General features: G+C 60.7%; 13 protein-coding genes. 7 read left to right on the top strand and 6 right to left on the bottom strand.

All coding sequences use genetic code 11. The features are described 5' to 3' along the window. The first annotated feature begins 144 nt into the window (after positions 1 to 144). From ABD937_RS05335 to ABD937_RS05350, 4 genes are all read left to right on the top strand, one after another. Positions 145 to 2,907 (top strand): 2-oxoglutarate dehydrogenase E1 component, encoded by a 2,763-nt coding sequence (locus tag ABD937_RS05335; RefSeq protein ID WP_345253993.1) that lies wholly within the window; start codon positions 145 to 147, stop codon positions 2,905 to 2,907. A 50-nt stretch (positions 2,908 to 2,957) separates the two neighbouring features. Next, on the top strand, positions 2,958 to 4,202 hold the full coding sequence (gene odhB, locus ABD937_RS05340; protein WP_345253995.1) for a 2-oxoglutarate dehydrogenase complex dihydrolipoyllysine-residue succinyltransferase: 1,245 nt from the start codon (positions 2,958 to 2,960) through the stop codon (positions 4,200 to 4,202). Positions 4,203 to 4,752: 550 nt separating this feature from the next. Continuing rightward, complete coding sequence (locus tag ABD937_RS05345; RefSeq protein WP_345253996.1) at positions 4,753 to 5,235, top strand: XAC2610-related protein; 483 nt, start codon at positions 4,753 to 4,755, stop codon at positions 5,233 to 5,235. Between the two features lie 38 nt (positions 5,236 to 5,273). Beyond that, positions 5,274 to 6,437 (top strand): RsmB/NOP family class I SAM-dependent RNA methyltransferase, encoded by a 1,164-nt coding sequence (locus tag ABD937_RS05350; RefSeq protein WP_345253998.1) that lies wholly within the window; start codon positions 5,274 to 5,276, stop codon positions 6,435 to 6,437. A gap of 160 nt (positions 6,438 to 6,597) precedes the next feature. On the opposite strand, the gene ABD937_RS05355 is transcribed toward ABD937_RS05350, so the two are convergent. The 3 genes from ABD937_RS05355 to mnmA form a co-directional block, all read right to left on the bottom strand. After that, complete coding sequence (locus ABD937_RS05355; RefSeq protein WP_345254000.1) at positions 6,598 to 8,607, bottom strand: S8 family peptidase; 2,010 nt, start codon at positions 8,605 to 8,607, stop codon at positions 6,598 to 6,600. Between the two features lie 8 nt (positions 8,608 to 8,615). After that, a complete protein-coding gene (locus ABD937_RS05360) occupies positions 8,616 to 9,374 on the bottom strand; it encodes a hypothetical protein (RefSeq protein ID WP_345254001.1) in 759 nt (252 codons plus the stop codon). A 434-nt stretch (positions 9,375 to 9,808) separates the two neighbouring features. Then, positions 9,809 to 10,903 carry a tRNA 2-thiouridine(34) synthase MnmA gene (gene mnmA / locus ABD937_RS05365; RefSeq protein ID WP_345254002.1) on the bottom strand — a complete coding sequence of 365 codons (1,095 nt, stop codon included), beginning with the start codon at positions 10,901 to 10,903 and terminating at the stop codon, positions 9,809 to 9,811. A gap of 509 nt (positions 10,904 to 11,412) precedes the next feature. Between mnmA and ABD937_RS05370 the strand changes: the two genes are divergently transcribed. Next, the gene (locus ABD937_RS05370) at positions 11,413 to 14,091 is read left to right on the top strand and encodes a PKD domain-containing protein (protein WP_345254004.1); all 2,679 of its coding nucleotides are present in this window, start codon (positions 11,413 to 11,415) and stop codon (positions 14,089 to 14,091) included. Positions 14,092 to 14,203: 112 nt separating this feature from the next. Here the strand turns inward: ABD937_RS05370 and ABD937_RS05375 are convergent, their stop codons facing one another. Beyond that, a complete protein-coding gene (locus ABD937_RS05375) occupies positions 14,204 to 14,599 on the bottom strand; it encodes a DUF5684 domain-containing protein (protein ID WP_345254006.1) in 396 nt (131 codons plus the stop codon). A gap of 128 nt (positions 14,600 to 14,727) precedes the next feature. Here ABD937_RS05375 and ABD937_RS05380 point away from each other — a divergent pair, with 128 nt between their 5' ends. Beyond that, positions 14,728 to 15,780, top strand: a complete 1,053-nt coding sequence (locus ABD937_RS05380) for a hypothetical protein (protein WP_345254008.1) — start codon at positions 14,728 to 14,730, stop codon at positions 15,778 to 15,780. A 426-nt stretch (positions 15,781 to 16,206) separates the two neighbouring features. On the opposite strand, the gene ABD937_RS05385 is transcribed toward ABD937_RS05380, so the two are convergent. After that, on the bottom strand, positions 16,207 to 16,566 hold the full coding sequence (locus ABD937_RS05385; RefSeq protein ID WP_345254009.1) for a hypothetical protein: 360 nt from the start codon (positions 16,564 to 16,566) through the stop codon (positions 16,207 to 16,209). Continuing rightward, complete coding sequence (locus tag ABD937_RS05390; protein WP_345254011.1) at positions 16,563 to 17,135, bottom strand: RNA polymerase sigma factor; 573 nt, start codon at positions 17,133 to 17,135, stop codon at positions 16,563 to 16,565. Before ABD937_RS05390 ends, ABD937_RS05385 begins: the two co-directional genes overlap by 4 nt. A 68-nt stretch (positions 17,136 to 17,203) precedes the next feature. Here ABD937_RS05390 and ABD937_RS05395 point away from each other — a divergent pair, with 68 nt between their 5' ends. Next, positions 17,204 to 17,971, top strand: coding sequence for a C40 family peptidase (locus tag ABD937_RS05395; protein ID WP_345254013.1), 768 nt, complete (start codon positions 17,204 to 17,206; stop codon positions 17,969 to 17,971). The last annotated feature ends 7 nt before the right edge of the window (positions 17,972 to 17,978 follow it).

Here is a 17,978-nt window from a genome sequence, read left to right on the forward strand (position 1 = left end):
CTCAGATTTTTTGTTAAGGCGGGCTTCTTTCGCCGTCCCCGGCTTTTCCTGCTGCGATCGTTGCCGCCCGGCGCCCTTTAGAATTTGCCCGCGTACGGTTTCCAACGGTATATTTGCCTACCCAAAAATTCAAAATCCCCCTTCATGAAGGATTTCTCGTATATCACGAATTCCCATCCTGCCTATATAGAAAGCCTCTACAACGATTTTTTACAAAACCCCGAGGGCGTCGATCCCGATTACCGGAAGTTCTTCGAAGGCTTCGACTTTGCCGTGACCGAAGGCCGCAACGGGTCGGCCGCAACGGCTCCTTCCAGCGCCGGTGGCGCCACCACCACCACAGTGGACGCCGGCAACCTTCAAAAAGAGTTCGCCGTCTACCGCCTCATCCAGGCGTACCGTAAAAAAGGCCACCTGGTGGCCAAAACCAACCCGATCCGCCCCCGCAAGGACCGTGGCGCCAACCTGGATCTCCCCCATTTCGGCCTTTCCGACGCCGACCTGAACAGCACCTTTTCGTCCGGGTCCTTCATCGGACTGCCCAACGCCTCCCTCAAGCAGATCGTGGAGCGCCTCCAGCGCATCTATTGCTACCACGTGGGCGTAGAATACCAGTATATCGTATCCGAGGAGCGCATCGAGTGGCTGCAGCGTGAAGTGGAGTCCCAGTTCGACCAGCCGGTTTCGAACGAGCGCCGCCGCCGCATCCTCGAGAAGCTGAACCAGGGCGTCATCTTCGAGAAATTCCTTCATACCAAGTATATCGGCCAGAAGCGTTTCTCGCTCGAAGGCGGGGAAACCACCATCGCCGCCCTCGACGCCATCATCAACACCGGCGCCGAAGTAGGCGTAAAGGAAGTGGTGATCGGCATGGCCCACCGGGGCCGCCTCAACGTGCTCGCCAACATCCTCGGCAAGACCTACGAGACGATCTTCTCTGAATTCGAAGGCACCGCCATCCCCGACCAGACGATGGGGTCCGGCGACGTAAAGTACCACCTCGGCTTCAGCAGCGAGGTGACGACGCCCTCCGGAAAGGAAATATACCTGAAGCTGACCCCCAACCCCTCGCACCTCGAAGCGGTGGATCCCGTGGTGCTCGGCTACGCGCGCGCCAAGGCCGACGTGCTCTACGGCTCCGAATATGATTCCATCCTGCCGATCCTCATTCACGGCGACGCCTCCGTGGCCGGCCAGGGCATCGTGTACGAGATCCTGCAAATGAGCCAGCTGAAGGGGTACAGCACCGGCGGCACCATGCACTTCGTCATCAACAACCAGATCGGCTTCACGACCGACTTCGACGACGCGCGCACCTCCGACTACAGCACGTCCATCGCAACGACCATTCAGGCACCGGTGCTCCACGTCAACGGCGACGACCCCGAGGCTGTGGTGAAGTGCGTCGACATCGCCACACGCTACCGCCAGGAATTCAACGCCGACATCTTTATCGACATGCTTTGCTACCGCCGGCATGGCCACAACGAGGGCGACGATCCGAAGTTCACGCAGCCGCAGCTTTATTCGCTCATCGACAAGCACGCCAACCCGCGCGAGCAGTATGTAAAGTACCTGCTCGAGAACGGCGACACCGACGCGCAGACGCTGGCAAAGGAAATGGAGCAGAAGTTCTGGAGCGACCTGCAGGAGCGCCTCGACGAGGTAAAGCAGAACCCCCTCCCGTATAAATACCAGAAGCCCGAGCTCGACTGGCAAAGCCTGCGCAAGGCCGCTGCCGGCGATTTCGATGCCTCGCCCGTAACCGCGATCACCGAGACGCAGTTCCGCAGCCTCTTCGAAGGCCTCATGAAATGGCCCGAGGGCTTCAAGCCCCTGCGCAAGGTGGAAAAGATCCTGCAAGACAAGGTGAAGCTGTTCGAGGCGGAGCAAAAGGTCGACTGGGCTACCGGTGAGCTGCTGGCCTATGCCAGCCTGCTGGCCGAGGGCCACGACGTGCGCATGAGCGGACAGGACGTGAAGCGCGGCACCTTCTCGCACCGCCACGCCGTGATCTACGACGAAACGAACAATACCACCTATAACCGCCTCAACGGGGCGAGCACCGACGGCGCCGAGTTCCGGATCTACAACTCGCTGCTTTCCGAATACGCCGTACTCGGCTTCGAATACGGCTACGCACTTGCCTCGCCGCAGTCGCTGGTGCTGTGGGAAGCCCAGTTCGGCGACTTCGCCAACGGCGCCCAGATCATCATCGACCAGTTCATCGCCTCGGCCGAAACCAAGTGGCAGCGGATGAACGGCGTGGTGATGCTGCTGCCGCACGGCTACGAAGGCCAGGGGCCGGAGCACTCCAGCGCCCGCCTCGAGCGCTTCCTGCAGCTGTGTGCCGAAAACAACATGGTGGTGACCAACATCACGACGTCCGCCAACTTCTTCCACGTGCTGCGCCGCCAGCTGGCCTGGCCCTTCCGTAAGCCGCTGATCAACTTCTCGCCCAAGGCCAACCTGCGCCTGTCGGCCACCTACTCGCACATCGGCCAGTTTACCGAAGGCGGCTTCCGCGAGGTGATCGACGATGGATTCGCTACCGATCCTGCAGCGGTGAAGAAAGTCCTGTTCTGCAGCGGCAAGGTATACTACGACCTCGCCGAGCGCCAGCTGAAAGAGGAGCGCCGCGACGTGGCCATCGTGCGCGTGGAGCAGCTCTACCCGCTGCCCGCGCAGCAGCTGCAGGCACTTTATGCGCGCTATGCCGGCGCCACCTGGTTCTGGGTGCAGGAAGAGCCGCTCAACATGGGCGCCGCCTCCTTCCTGAAGATGAACCTGCATGGGATCAACTTCGGCATCATCAGCCGCCAGGCAAGCGCCTCCACGGCTTCGGGCTACAGCAAGATCCACGCGCAGGAGCAGGCCGAGATCGTGGACACCGCGTTCCGTATTTAACGAGATTGTGAAACGACAGATAGATATAACCACCGAAAATCAATAACCGGATGATTGAAATAAAAGTGCCCACCGTCGGCGAGTCGATCAATGAAGTGACGCTGGTGAAATGGCTGAAGCAGGACGGCGATTACGTGAACCGCGACGAGGTGATCGCCGAGCTCGAGAGCGAGAAGGCCACCTTCGAAGTGAATGCCGAGCAGGCCGGCGTGCTCAAGACCGTAGGCAAGGAGGGCGATACCCTCAACATCGGCGACGTGATCGCGCAGATCGACGAGACGGCCGCCAAGCCGGAGGGTGCACCTGCTGCTGCACCGGCCGCCGAGGCACCGAAGGCTGCGCCCGCTGCCGAAGCGAAGCCGGCCGCCCAGCCCGCCGCTGCCGCCGCCCCCGTTACGTCCGTTCCCAACGATATCAAGGCGACTCCCGTTGCTTCCGCCATCATCGCCGACAAGAAAGTCGATCCGAAGTCGATACAGGCAAGTGGCTACAACGGCAAGATCCTGAAAGAGGACGTGCTCGACGCCCTTTCCAACCCGGGCCGCAAGCCAGGCATCACCGCCTTCAGCCGCGAGGAGAAGCGCGAGAAGATGAGTAACCTGCGCAAGACCGTCAGCCGTCGCCTCGTGGAAGCGAAGAACACGACGGCGATGCTCACCACCTTCAACGAGGTGGACATGGGCAAGATCATGGCGATCCGCACGGCCAACAAAGACAAGTTCAAGGAGTCGCACGGCGTGAACCTCGGGTTCATGTCGTTCTTCACCAAGGCCGTTTGCTTCGCGTTGCAGGAGTGGCCCGCGGTGAACGCCTATATCGACGGCGATTCGATCGTCTACCACCAATACTGCGATATCTCTATTGCCGTGTCTGCGCCCAAGGGCCTCGTGGTGCCGGTGATCCGCAACGCGGAAAGCCTGAGCATGGCCGAGATCGAAAAGAAAGTGATCGAGCTCGCCGGCAAGGCCCGCGACAGCAAGCTGACGATGGAAGAGATGCAGGGCGGTACGTTCACCATCACCAACGGCGGCGTGTTCGGCTCGCTCATGTCGACGCCCATCATCAACATCCCGCAGTCGGCCATCCTGGGCATGCACAAGATCCAGGAGCGCCCAATGGTGGTAAACGGAGAGATCGTGATCCGCCCGATGATGTACCTCGCCCTCAGCTACGACCACCGCATCATCGACGGCCGCGAGTCGGTATCGTTCCTTGTGCGCGTGAAGGAGCTGCTCGAGAACCCCGAGCTGCTGCTGTTCGGCAAGGATCCGCTGAAGGCGCTGCTGGAGCTCTAAGACGCCCGGCCCCCTGTCCCCCGGTAGGGGAACTTAGGTTGGAGATACTCTATTGTAAGACTTATTTCTCAAAGTATTTAGCTCAAAAAGCCCCGACGCTTGCGCCGGGGCTTTTTTGTTCCGGCACTTCCCGACTGGGCCGATGGCTGGATGGCTGCGTACTAAGCGTACCGGTTTCGCGTTTCTAACGGTGTACGCCTCCGTATGCCTGCACTTTCATTACCCAATTCCAGCGACTATGCAGCCACGTTCACTTCTTCGGAGCCTCCTCGCGTTATCCTGCTTTGTGCAAGGATGCTTTTTTGCGGAGGATTCTACAAAGCCGGTACCGGCGGGAACAGGCAAGGAAGCGCCCGCTCCGGACTGGGCATTTTCGAACGGGGAACTGTGGCGCCTTTTGCAGGCACCCGGTGATACGACAACGTTGAAGATCCCGGTCACAGGCAGCATCACGGTAGACTTGCAGCTTACACTGCTTGGACCCCTGACGGAGTTTGCGCAAATGGCCTTTACCGTTTACTACCCCGATGGCAAAACCGAAACCCTCCGGATGAGTGAATCCTACGGTGGCTGGAATAGAGGTCGCCGCCGCCCCTGTATACAGGCCGCTGACCTGAATTTCGATGGGCACAATGATCTCCTGCTTTTCAACAACTCAGGGGCGATCAACGTCTGGTACGATTGCTGGCTCTGGAACCCAGCCAGCAGGCGCTACGAGTTCAGCGAAGACCTGTCGGCGGCGTCTTGCCTGTCGGTGGACCCGATCCGCCGGGAGCTCGGTAGTTATTACCGGTTTGGTGCCTGCGAGGAGTCGGCCTCTTTTTGCCGCTGGTCCGGTACGCAGCTGCTTCCGGTAAGGTATTTCTACAAGGAGCAGCGGTGGGCTGCAGACAGCACGCGCGAATGCATCACCTTCGAAAAGGTACTGGAGGGCAAGCATTGGGTCGCGCGCCCGATCGAGGCAGGTGATAGCTCCGTCTTGGAACTGTACGATGCACGGGGCTGGGGAGTGCAGCCGGCGACGGTAGAATAGCAAGCCGTTGCGGCTGATTTTACAGCACCTTTGTACGCATGAAAATCGAGGCTTACGTTCGCTCCGCTGCCACCTTGCTCGGCCAGTACGATGGCGCGGTGCCGTTCGCATCCTGGCTCAAGGAATATTTCCGCAAGGAGAAAAAGTTCGGCTCGCGCGACCGCCGGATGGTGAGCACATTGTGCTATGCCTACTTGCGGCTCGGCGGACTATTCTCAGAACGATCGGCGGAAGAGCGGATCGCGCTCGGCTGGCTGCTGACGGAGCAGGACCCGGCTTCGCCGCTCTGGGCCTGGAAGCCGGAGTGGGCGCTGCTCCCGGACCGTAATTCTACGGAACGGCTGCAAGCGATCGATCCCGATGCCGACCCGCTGGCCATCTTCCCGCTGCACCGGCACCTGAGCCGGGAGATCGACAGCAAGGCCTTTTCGGCGGCGCACCTTGTGCAGCCATCCGTATTTCTGCGGCTGCGCCCGGGGCAGGAGGAGCCCGTGAAGCGGAAGCTCGACGCCGGCGGCATCCCGTTAACGGTGATCAACGATCATTGCCTGGAAGTGCCGCAGGGAAGTAAGGTCGATGCCGTGATCGAGCTGGACCGCGAGGCGATCGTGCAGGACCGCAATTCGCAGCGGGTGCCGGAGCAACTGATGGAGGCCGTTCCGGTAGGGAAGAAGTTTACGCTTTGGGATTGCTGCGCGGCCTCAGGCGGCAAGTCGATCCTGGCCTGGGACCATTGGTCAGACGTACAGCTCACCGCATCCGACATCCGCGAAACCATCCTCCACAACCTGCGGCAGCGCTTCAAACGCGCGGGCATTTCGAACTATCAAAGCTTTGTGGCCGATGTGGCGGCTGCCGGGTTCAATAGTCGTCGTTACTACGACGCTGTTCTCTGCGATGCGCCCTGCTCGGGCTCGGGCACCTGGGGCCGCACGCCGGAGCAGCTCGCCTTTTTCCCCGAAAGTCGCATCGCGCATTATACCGACCTGCAGCGGCGCATCGCCGCCAATGCAGCGCGCTTTCTCAAGCCGGGTGGCTACCTGCTGTACAGCACTTGCTCCGTATTCACCGAAGAGAATGAAGCCGTGGTGGCATACCTGCAGCAAGAGGGGGGCCTTACGTTGCGTTCGATGAAGTACTATAAAGGCTATGATGAGAAGGCCGACACACTGTTTGCGGCGCTCCTGGTTCGTCAATTTTAAATAGGCTGCTGTTGCGCATAGCTTTCGCTTGCATTCAAGAGGCTTCGTCAAAAAACGAGAAAGGCCGCGAAGCATTGCTTCGCGGCCTTTCTTTGAAAGATGTATTGTGTAAGGATTTCCGAACTGTGAGCCGCTCCTTCACGATTGACGATTCACGCTCTTACAGCTTGATCAACTCGCGCGTGCCGAGCAGCTGGCCGTTCGCGTACAGCACCACGAAATATTTGCCGGCGGCGAACTGCGACACCGACACGGGGATGTTGGTAGTGCCCGCGGAGAGTGAAAGCTTCCGCTGCGTAACCAGTTTTCCAGCCGCGTCAGTAACCTGCAAACGCACCTCCTGGAAGGACGAGCGTACTGTGACCCGCACCGAAAAATCATTCCGCGCCGGGTTCGGTACCAGCACGATGGAGCCGTTGTCGAGGGCCGGGCCGTTGATGCCCGCAGCACTGCAGGCGGCGTCTACATTGACGGTCATTTCGTCGATGATGGCGGAGGCAGGGTTGGCCGCCGTTGTATCAAACACCTGGCGGATGCGGTAGGTAACGGTTCCGGCCGGTACACCCAGCACCGGGTTGGTAACCGAGTAGCTGCGGGCCGCGCCGAAGACGGAGCCGCTGCCCGGTTGCGTCAGCACGGTACTGAAGCCCGACTGGCCGGGGATCTTCCGCTCGATCTCGTAACGCATGCCCGACACGTCCTTGCTGGTCCAGGTAATTGCTGTGTTACAGGCATTGCCCAGCAACGCAGTGGCGCTCGAGAACTCTGTCGTCAGGTTCATCAGCGCCAGGCGCACGTCGGGAATCCCGTAGCCCACCGTATCGTTGGGTGTGTTGAAGCGGTGACCGGAGCGGCGCAGCGCCTCGAGGATCTTCATATTGTTGTACTCGGGAAAGCCCTGCCAGAGGCAGGTAACGAGCCCTGCGAGGTTGGGCGTGGCGAAGGAGGTGCCGTTGCCGCCCCCGATAAATCCGCTGGGGTACTGGATGATGGTACCGACACCCACCGACACGAGGTCGGGCTTTACCTGGCCATCGGCAGAAGGGCCGCGGCTTGTGAAGGAGGCCGGCGTTCCCGACCCATTGACAGCGCCTACGGCGAGCACAGAGTCGCCGTCGGCCGGGGTGATGATGCGGCCCCAGGAGTTGCCGCCTTCGTTGCCGGCGGCATTCACCACCATGATGCCTTTTTTCGCGGCCAGGTCGGCGCCGATGGCCGGCATCGTGGTGTTGCCGTTCATGTCGGAGAAGGTATGGTTGAACGACCCGTACGGTGCGTCAAAATCATAGTAGCCCAGCGAAGAGGAGATGAGGTCGCCACCCACCGAGTCGACGCGCTCGGCGCCGCAGACCCAGTTGTGCATCTCGATGGGCGTTTCGGAGCCGGCGTCTTCCGTGCGGTACAGGTAGAAGTTCGCCTCGGGCGCGGTGCCGACGAAAGTGCCGGGGATATTCGCTGCGATGGTGCTGAGGCAGTTCATGCCGTGGGAGTTGTCCTCGTTCACGCTGCCGTCGAGGGCTACGAAGTCGTAGACGCCGAGGATCTGGCCGTTGATCCGGATGGAGTCGAGCGAGGGAACGGAGAGGTAGTTCTGGTAGCCGGCGTCGAGCATGCCGATCACGAAGCCTTCGCCGTGCAGCCCGATGTTGTGCAGGAACTGCCCGTTATGGATACGCACCTGGTTGGCCGACTGACCGTAGTTATACACTTCTGCCTCGGTACCCGTGAAGCGGCCGGCAACGGCGCTGCCTTCGGGCTGCGCCAGCTTATCGCGCCGCAGGGGGCTACCGGTGGCAACACCGAGCCGCGCCGAGACGGCGGCTACCGACTGCACGAAGGGCATGGCATTGATGCGGGCGATCGCTGCCGCATCGGTGGTGCGGATCGACACCTGGTTGAGCCATTTCGAAGCATTGAGGATCGTAACGTTGGGCACGCTGCGCAGGGAGTCGAGGTAGCGGGGCGTCACCGGAAGGTCGGTGCTGTCGTAGGCGATGGCGTAGCGCGTGCGGCGGTCGATGCTGCGCTGCGACAGGTACGTTGCGGGGTTGGCAAGGGAATGCGTGTTGAAGCCCTTGTTGCGGAACTTCACGAGGTAGCGCGTTTGCGCCTCTGCGCCCAGCAGGGCAAAGAGGCAAGCGAGCAGCAGGAGGGCTTTGTTGTATTTCATGGTCAGGGTTAATTGTGATCGATGATGCTCCGCTCTACGCCGAAGCCGATGCGGTAGGGGGTGCCGTTCGGGTTGGGCTGGTATTCCCAGAGAATGTAGTTCTGGTAGATCATGCCTACGCCGCGGGCCCACTGCTCGGTGAGGAAACTGCGGTAGCCAAAGGAGGTCGGGATGGTGATCGGTACGTTGAGCGATTCGTCGACCCCGTTGACGGTAGCTACGTTTTCGTACACCTGTCCGCGGATGGCTACCGACTCGCCCGACGAGGCGATGGTGAAATCCCAGTCGCCGAAGCCGGGCGCATCATCGTTGCTGAAGTTGTAGAGCAGGGTATAGGGCTCGGTAGCGAGGAAGCGGTGGCCTTTCCAGGAGGTGCCGGCGGTTACCGGAGTGGCGAGCCGCACGGTGCGCATATTGTCTTCGATGCGCTCGAGCGTGCCGTTGGTGAGGGTCACCAGGTAGGTGCCGGCGGGCTCCCAGGCACGGGTGCCGGCCGAGTCGCGGAGCGAGCGGAAGATGCGCCAGGAGGGGCGGCTGAGGGCATCGGTAACCTGTGCGTCAACCGTATGTTTTTCCTGGTAGCGGTGATTCTCTTGTACGCGGCCCGATTGTACGAACACGGTAGAGTCGAGCAGGTAGGTGATGTATTTGCCGGGGGCGAGCTGCACGTAGGCGGCAGGCGTCTCCGGCACGAACTCGTCCTTTTTGTCGGTACAGGCGCCCAGAAGCAGGAGGAGCCCGCAGCAGGACGGTAGGGTTACTTTCATAAGTTTCATGGTATTCAATCCGGATGCCATGGGCTTCCGCGCTTTAAAACTACGCAAATCCGGGCACAGGAATGGGGGAGGGACACGCAGAAAACGCGGAAAACGCGGAAGAATTTATGTGGGAGTGCCTTTCGCCTGAAACCGGTCGTTTGACTAAAACAAAGTTGCTGGTGCCCCATCCCGCTAAAGGCGGTTAACTCATCCGGCGCGGAGTTGCAGGAGAAAACGCGGAAGTGAGCCGCGCTCACCGGTGCTTTGTCTTTTTGTGAAAGCTTCTTTTAACGGGCTTCGTTTACGAAGCATTTCTGCGTTTTGACGAAAGCGCCATCTCCGGTATGCTTCAGTGTAGCGTGTGCGGCCAGCGGTCAACGCGCAAGAAAAAACGCGGAATACCAGTAAGTATTCCGCGTTTTCTGCGTTTTCTCCGTGCCGTTCTAGTAGCGTTGGATGATGCCGCCGCCGATGACGTCGTTGCCGTCGTAGAAGACGGCGCTCTGGCCGGGGGCAATGCCCTTGGCGGGCTCGAAGAAGCGTACCGACACGCCGCCTTCCTCTGGGCGCAGCAGCGACATCGAGCCGGGATCCTTGTAGCGGATCTTGGTGCGGGCCTCGAGCTCGCCGTCAATGCCGTCGTACTTGAGCCAGTTGACCTTGCCCACGAACATTGCGTCCTTGTCGAGGTCGGCCTCATCGCCGAGCACCACGGTATTGGTGTCGGGGTCGATGGCGGTGACGTACACGGGCTTGCCGAGGGCGATGTCGAGTCCCTTGCGCTGGCCAATGGTATAGAAGGGGTAGCCCTTGTGGCGGCCCAGGATAGTGCCTTCTTTGTCCACGAAGGCGCCGCCGGCCACGCGCTCCTCGAGCCCGTCCACCTTGCGCTTCAGGAAGCCGCGGTAGTCGTTGTCGGGCACAAAGCAGATCTCGTAGCTCTCGGCCTTTTTGGCCAGCTCGGGGTAGCCGAAGTCGTGCGCCATCTGGCGGATGGCTGTTTTGCGGTAGGTGCCCAGCGGCAAGAGGGTGCGGCGCAGCAGGTCCTGCTCCAGGCCCCACAGCACGTAGCTCTGGTCCTTGGTTTCGTCGATGCCCTTGGATACAAAGAAGCGTCCGTTCGTATGCTGCCCGACCGATGCGTAGTGGCCCGTAGCGATGAAGTCGCAGCCGAGGGCGTCGGCACGCTTCAGGAGGGCGCGCCACTTGATGTGCGTATTGCAGAGCACGCAGGGGTTGGGGGTGCGGCCGGCGAGGTACTCATCCACGAAGTTCTCGACCACGAAGGAGCCGAACTCGTCGCGGATGTCGAGGATGTAATGGGGGAATCCGTGCTCCACGGCCGCCATGCGGGCGTCGTTAAAGGAGTCTACGTTGCAGCAGCCGGTTTCTTTCCTGGAGCCGCCCGAGGCGGTATAATCCCAGGTCTTCATCGTAATGCCGATGACCTCGTACCCTTCTTCGTGCAGCATGAGTGCCGCCACGGTGCTGTCGATGCCGCCACTCATGGCGACCAGCACTTTTCCTTTTTTGCTCATGTTTTTGGTCCGCCCGGGAGTTCAAAGCTCCGGCCGGGCGGCAAAGATACGGCGGCGCTCCGGTGCCGGCAGCGTTTTAAGAATTTGTAGCGAACGCTATTGTTGGAAGGGCTACGTTGTTCGTCGATATTCCCGATCCCTGGCTCCTCTGCAGACGCTTCCACCAAAGAAGGGCTTTAAATTTTTGCATTCTTTTTGCAGTACCCTCAGCCACGATTGTTCCTACGCCTTCACCGGTGATTTGCTAACCTAAAATGTTGACCGATGAGTGAATAAGCCCTACCCACACCGGCATGCCCATGCCCGAAGCTCCCATTACTTTTCCGCCGTTCCTGATCTTTTTTGCTAACCTAATCACACCCTACATGGAGCAACACAACTCTACCCCGACCTTCCCTCTCCACCGTTTCTTCCTTTTTTGTCTCTTCTTCTCTTTTACCCTGACTACGTACGCTCAAAGCTCCCCTGGCAGCCATGGCCCCATGGCCGCCATAACAGCAACCAGCGCAATGCCCGTGGCAAACGCAGGTCCCGATAAGACCATCACCGCGCCCGCCAGCTCAGTCACCCTAGACGGGTCGGGCACCGATGCTGACGGCACCATCGTACGCTACCGGTGGAGCGATTATGAGAACCCGAACCGCGCCACCTTCAGCAGCGACACCGTTGCCAACCCCACCGTAAGCGGGCTCATCCCCGGGCATTACGTCTTCTTTCTGACGGTCACCGATAACGAAGGCAACGAGAGCGAGGCGGATGCCGTGTTCGTGACCGTAAACCCGCCCCCGACCACCGACCAGCACGTGAGCTCCTTCACCCTCGTAAACGCGGATACGGACCAGGACATCATGACGCTGACCGACGGCGCCACGCTCAACTACTATTCCCTGCCCACGCAACGGCTGAACATCCGGGCCAACACAGCGCCGGGTCCCGTGGGCAGCGTGGGCTTTAACCTGACGGGGGGCCAGACGAGAAATTATATCGAATCGACTGCGCCCTACGCGCTCTACGGCGATGCCGGCGGGAACTACAACCCCTGGTCGCTCGGCCCCGGCTCCTACACGCTGAAGGCAACCTCCTACACCGGTGCGCACAGCTCCGGCACTGCCGGTGGCTCCCTCACCGTACGCTTTACGATCATCAACCAGGGCGGTCCCAACCAGGCGCCTGTGGCCAACGCCGGGCTCGATTTCTCCACGTATACCGATAAGTCGCCCGCGCTGAGCGGATCCGGCAGGGATGCCGAAGGGCCCATTGCAAGCTGGCAATGGCGGCAGGTCAGTGGTCCCAACAACGCCACGTTCAGTAGTACTACGGTAGCGGTTCCGACCATCAGCGGACTCGCACAAGGCACCTACGTGTTCTCGCTGGTGGTAACCGATACCGCCGGCCTTCGGAGTACACCCGACGAGGTTAACGTAACCGTTTACGCAGCGCAGTCAACCGCACCATCCGTGAGCACCTTTACGCTGGTGAATGCCGACACGGAGCAGGACATCATGACCCTGAGCCACGGTGCGACCCTTGACCTGGCTACCCTGCCGACCCGGAACCTGAACATCCGCGCCAACACCGCGCCGGCAACGGTGGGCAGCGTCCGGTTCGTCCTCGGCGGGGCGCAATCGCATTTCCCTACCGAGTCCGGGGCTCCGTATACCTTGTTCGGAGATGCGCAGGGTAACTACAACGCCTGGACGCCCGCAACCGGGGCCTATGAGCTGAAGGCAACCCCGTACACTGGCTCGGGTGGCGCAGGCACCGCGGGCACGGCGCTCACCGTGCACTTCAACGTCGTGGATGGCAGCGCTACCCACATCGTGACCAGCTTTACCCTGGTGAATGCAGATACGGAGCAGGACATCAGGACGCTGCAGACCGGCGATACGCTGAACCTCGCTACGTTGCCGACGCGCAACCTGAACATCCGTGCCAACGCCGGATCGGCCGCCGTGCGGAGCGTAGTCTTCAACCTGTTGGGTACACAGACCCGGTACTATACTGAATCGACGGCTCCCTTCACGCTCTTCGGTGATGTCGGGGGCAACTACCATGCGTGGACGCCGGTGCCGGGTCCCTATCACCTGAAAGCAACACCCTACAGCAGCACCGGCGGCTCGGGTACGGCAGGCTCCGCGTACACGGTAAACTTCATCGTAGTGGATGAAAGCAGTAACCAAGCGCCGGTAGCCGACGCGGGATCCGACAGGTCGCTGCAGCAGCCGAACAATTCCACCACGCTGGCCGGGCGGGGCACCGACGCCGACGGCACCATAGCTGCCTACAACTGGACGCTGGTGAGCGGGCCGAATACGCCCACCTTCAACAGCAGCATGGCACAGCCCACGGTGAGTGGGATGGTCAACGGTACCTATGTGTTCGCGCTCGTGGTGACCGACGATAAAGGTGCGCAGAGCCAACCCGACGAGGTCACGGTGACGCTGAGCGGAACGGCCACGGCCACGCAGTCGATCAGCTCCTTCACGCTGGTGAATGCCGACACCGACCAGGATATCATGACACTGACCGACGGCGCCACGCTGAACCTGGCAGCCCTGCCCACGCGCAACCTGAATATCCGCGCCAACACCGCGCCGTCGGTAGTCGGCAGTGTGATCCTGCGCCTCTCGGGCAGGATGGTGCGCACGGTTACGGAGTCCGGAGCCCCGTATGCCCTCTTTGCCGAAACGGGAGGCAACTATTCCGCGTGGACGCCTCTTACTGGTCCGTACTACCTTTCTGCAACGCCCTATACGAATTCCGGCGGCGCGGGCACGGCCGGTGCTTCCCTGAACATCAGCTTTAACGTGGTGGACCAGCCGGCCAGCACAACGTCGACGGGCCGGCAAGCAGGCGCTGCTACGGCCGTTACCGAACGCGGGAAGGGGCCCGGCCGCAGCACGGCAGCAGGCGCTGCAGACGACTTCCGGCTCAAGGTGTTTCCGAATCCCTCGGCTACAGGCCGGGTAACGATCCAGATGGCAGGTGCGTGGAAGGAAACGGTCACCTATTCACTCTATACAGCCAATGGCGTCCGGATCCTGTCGGGCCGGGCTGCCCTGCCTTCCGGCACCGCGCTGCTTCCGGTGGACCTCGGTGTGCATGGCCTGACCGGTGGTGCCTACCAACTGGTGGTGGAGGACGGTACGCACCGGAAGACCGTCCGGGTACTGTTGTCGGGAAAATGATGGACGCAGTACACACAGGCCCGTACAGCCGGCTTACACTGAAAATGGGTGCCTCAAAGGCACCCATTTTCATGAGCAGAAGCGCCGGGTATTTCGTGCAGGTGCAGCGAGCTTACCTGGCCGCCTTGTCGAAGTCGAGGGGGCGCTGGCGGGCCTGGAAAGCGGCGCGGTCGCCGCAGGAGCCGATGTAGCGGGCGCTGCCAACGCCGGGGATGGGCCCGAACACGCCGCCGGGCAGGATCATACTTGCCGTAACGCCTTCCTCCTTGCCGAAGCTTTTGGAGGTCATGTTGTACATCCGTACCATCACCACGATCGGGACGACCGGAGGATCATCGGCAGGAGCCGGCACCAGGGCTTGCCGCCGGCCGGGAGCGGCACGATGATTTTTATCGATCGGGATGATGGGGGGGCAGCCGGGTTGCCTGGCTTGCCCGGACACCTGCGACCTGGCGGCCAGGAAGAGCAGCACAAAGGCGAGAGCAGGAACAACCAGGCGGAAGATCATCAGCTTCTGTTTTTGGTTGCCTTGATTTCTTCAAAGAACCGGACTGCCCCATGTGGAACTACGGAAATCCTATTGATTTATCTTCCGGATGAGCTATGTACTCGATGTCGGATCAATATCTTCGCTCCATGAAAGGATTCATCGGATTTCTGGCCATGATGACGCTGCTTTCGTGCAACGGGCAGTCGAACGGCGACAAGGGGAATGCGGCTGCGGCCGACAGTACGAAAAAGACGGGCGCAGCAGCCACCGCCGCTGCAACGCCCGGGGCACCTGCCGGCAGCGGCGGCACACTCGATACGGCGCGTTACGACTACCTCCTGAAGTATATGGCCAATGGCGATACCACGGGCCGTTGGCCGGTGAAGGGGCCCTACCCGCTGCCGGGTGCGATCCTGCCCTTCTACCGCCCCATCGCCTACTACGGCAACCTGTATTCCAACCGGATGGGCGCCCTCGGTAAGTGGCCGAAAGCGGAGATGATCCCGAAGCTCCTCGAAGAGACCCGGCTCTGGAACGAGGCCGATACGGTCATCAAGTCGATTCCCTGCCTGCACTATATCGCTGTAACCGCGCAGGGTGCGCCCGGCAAGGACGGCATGTACCGCTACCGGATGCCGCACCACCAAATCGACACCATCCTGAACTGGGCCAAGGAGATCAACGCCATCGTATTCATCGACGTGCAGATCGGCCTTTCGACGTTCGAGAAAGAGATCCCGCTGTTCGAGAAATACCTGTCACTGCCCAACGTGCACCTCGGCATCGACCCTGAGTTCGCGATGAACGGCAAGGGCGGCAAGAAGCCCGGCTCCGTGATCGGTACGGTGACCGCTTCCGAGGTGAACTACGTGTCGGGGTACCTCGCCGACCTCGTGAAGAAGCACAACCTGCCCCCCAAGATGTTCATGGTGCACCGCTTTACCAAAGGCATGGTGCAGAACTATAAGGACATCACCCTGCGCCCCGAGGTGCAGATCATCATGGACATGGACGGCTGGGGTCCCCCGGACCTGAAGAAAGGCACTTACCGCTACTGGATCAACGAGCAGCCGGTGCAGTTCACGGGTTTCAAGCTGTTCTACGTGAACGATACGGAGAAGTCGAACCAGAAGGAGATGATGAGTCGCGAGACGATCCTGGGACTGAAGCCGAAGCCCGTATATATACAGTATCAGTAAGAAGTTGAAAAGCCCCGGTTGAAGCCGGGGCTTTTTATTGCAGATTTGTGATTTGTGATTTCAGATTTCCCGGGGGCAGCGTCACCGCCAGGGCTCCCGCTTGCCTGGGATAACAGGTGAACAAGGAATAAGGAACAGGGAACAACGAACGGTTGGCCTTGGCCACCCAGCGTTTCAACCGTGGAATACCGAGTGTCGAAATAACGACCCGCAATCCTGTGTCTGTTATCTTGGGCAGCGCGCTGATTGTAAGCACACATGAGAGAAGGAACGCCGATGATACGGATTTGATACGATTACCGCGGATCGTTGCTTACAGCGCTATGGGCTTCACATCGGTACACCGCGCACGCGTATGGTCTTCCGGTACGATCAAGTATGCTGCACCGAAACGACCCCTTACCAATCGACCAATCGACAAATAAACTACTCGCCCGACTTCATCTTGATGATCACGAAACCGATGATGGCAAGCAGGAGGATGAGGGCGATGGTGATGAGGAGCCAGGGCTCCAGTTGCAGGGGTGCCTTGCGGCGAGCCTGCCGCTTTTCGGTTTTCTTCCGCAGGTCGCGGTTGAGGCCTTCCACGAGGCCCGCGATCTTTTTCTGGTCGGGGAGGGCCTGCAGGCCTTCGAGCGCTTCGGCTTCGAAGTCGTTGTCGAGGAGCTGCGCCTCCAGCTCCTGCTGCTGCTCGGGCGCCAGATGCCCCTCAAGGTAGCGCAGGAGCTCCTCCTGGTCGACCTCGGAATGCAGGTTGGATAATATGTCCTTGAGGCGCTCGTTCATTTCGTGTGTTCTTTCAGCTTGCGCTCCAGCAGGATGCGGAGGTTGCGCTTGCCGTTCTGAATATAGCTCTTGACCTGCATCAGCGAGTAACCCGTAAGGTCGCTCACCTGCTGGTAGCTTTTCTTTTCCAGGTAAAACAAAGTTACGCACTGTTGCTGCTCCGGCCCCAGTTCGGCAAGGGCCTGTCCGAGGTAGCGGTAGGTCTGCTCGTTCTCAAGCAGTTCCTCGCGCCGGTCCTCGGGTGCGGCAAAGGCATGGTTGTCGATGTCCTGCATCCGCTTGCCCTGCTGACTCCGGAGCTTCATCAGGCAATGGTTCTTGGCCACCATGTAGAGCCAGGACTTGAAGAATTCTATCTTGAAGCGGCCTGCCTCTGTCAGTACCTTGAGGAATACCTGCTGCACGGCGTCGCGGGCCTCGTGCTCGTCTTTCAGGTATTTCATGCATACGCCGAGCAGGAGCAGCGTATAGCGCTCGAGCAGGTGCCCCAGCCATTGCTGGTCGCCGGTCGCGTAGTAGCGGGCGAGCAGGTCGGCATCGGTCATATCGTGAAGGCGTGCAGGGGTCACAGGGTACTCCGGGAGTATTTGGCTGCTGCTAAGATGCACCGATTGCTACATTGCACAAAAAAGCATTCATGGAATTTGCATTTTGTGCGGTGCCGGTAGCCCCGGTGCGCGGCGAGGCGGCCCACCGGGGCGAGCTCGTGAGCCAGCTGCTGTTCGGCGAGCCCGTGCAGGTGCTGGAGGAAGCTGCCGAGTGGCGGCGCATACGTGGGTTGATCGACGGCTACGAGGGTTGGGTCACGGCGCTGCAGCTGACGGCGACCGACGAGGCCCTGGCACGCCTGCAGCCGGCGTATGTCTGCAGCGATCCGCTGAACCCGCTCACCGGCCCCGACGGGCTCTATAACCTGCCGATGGGCGCCTTCCTGCCCGGCTACGATCCCGAAACGCGGCTGCTCTGGGACGGCGAGCACAAGTACCACGGCCTCCTGCGCGACCGCCGCGACCCCTTCGACGCCGACCTGCTGTGGCGCACGGCGCATGCATTCCGGAACGCCCCCTATCTCTGGGGCGGCAAGACGGTGCTGGGCGTCGACTGCAGCGGCTTTGTGCAGACTGTGTTCCGCTTGTGCGGCATCGGGCTGTTGCGTGATGCGTACCAGCAGGCGGAGCAGGGGCAACCCGTTTCAAGCGTAGAGGAAGCCCGCTTCGGCGACCTGGCCTTTTTTCACAACGAGAAGGGCCGCGTGACGCATGTGGGCATCGTGCTGGGTGAGGGCGGGATCATCCATGCTGCGGGCAAGGTGCGCGTCGACGAGTTGCGACAGGAAGGCATCGTGCGCCGCGCGGATGGCGTCCAAACGCACCCGCTGCATTCCATCCGGCGGGTGTTGGGCTAAAGTATGG

Origin of the sequence: Flaviaestuariibacter amylovorans, assembly GCF_039541815.1 — a bacterium.
GTDB lineage: Bacteria > Bacteroidota > Bacteroidia > Chitinophagales > Chitinophagaceae > Flavisolibacter > Flavisolibacter amylovorans.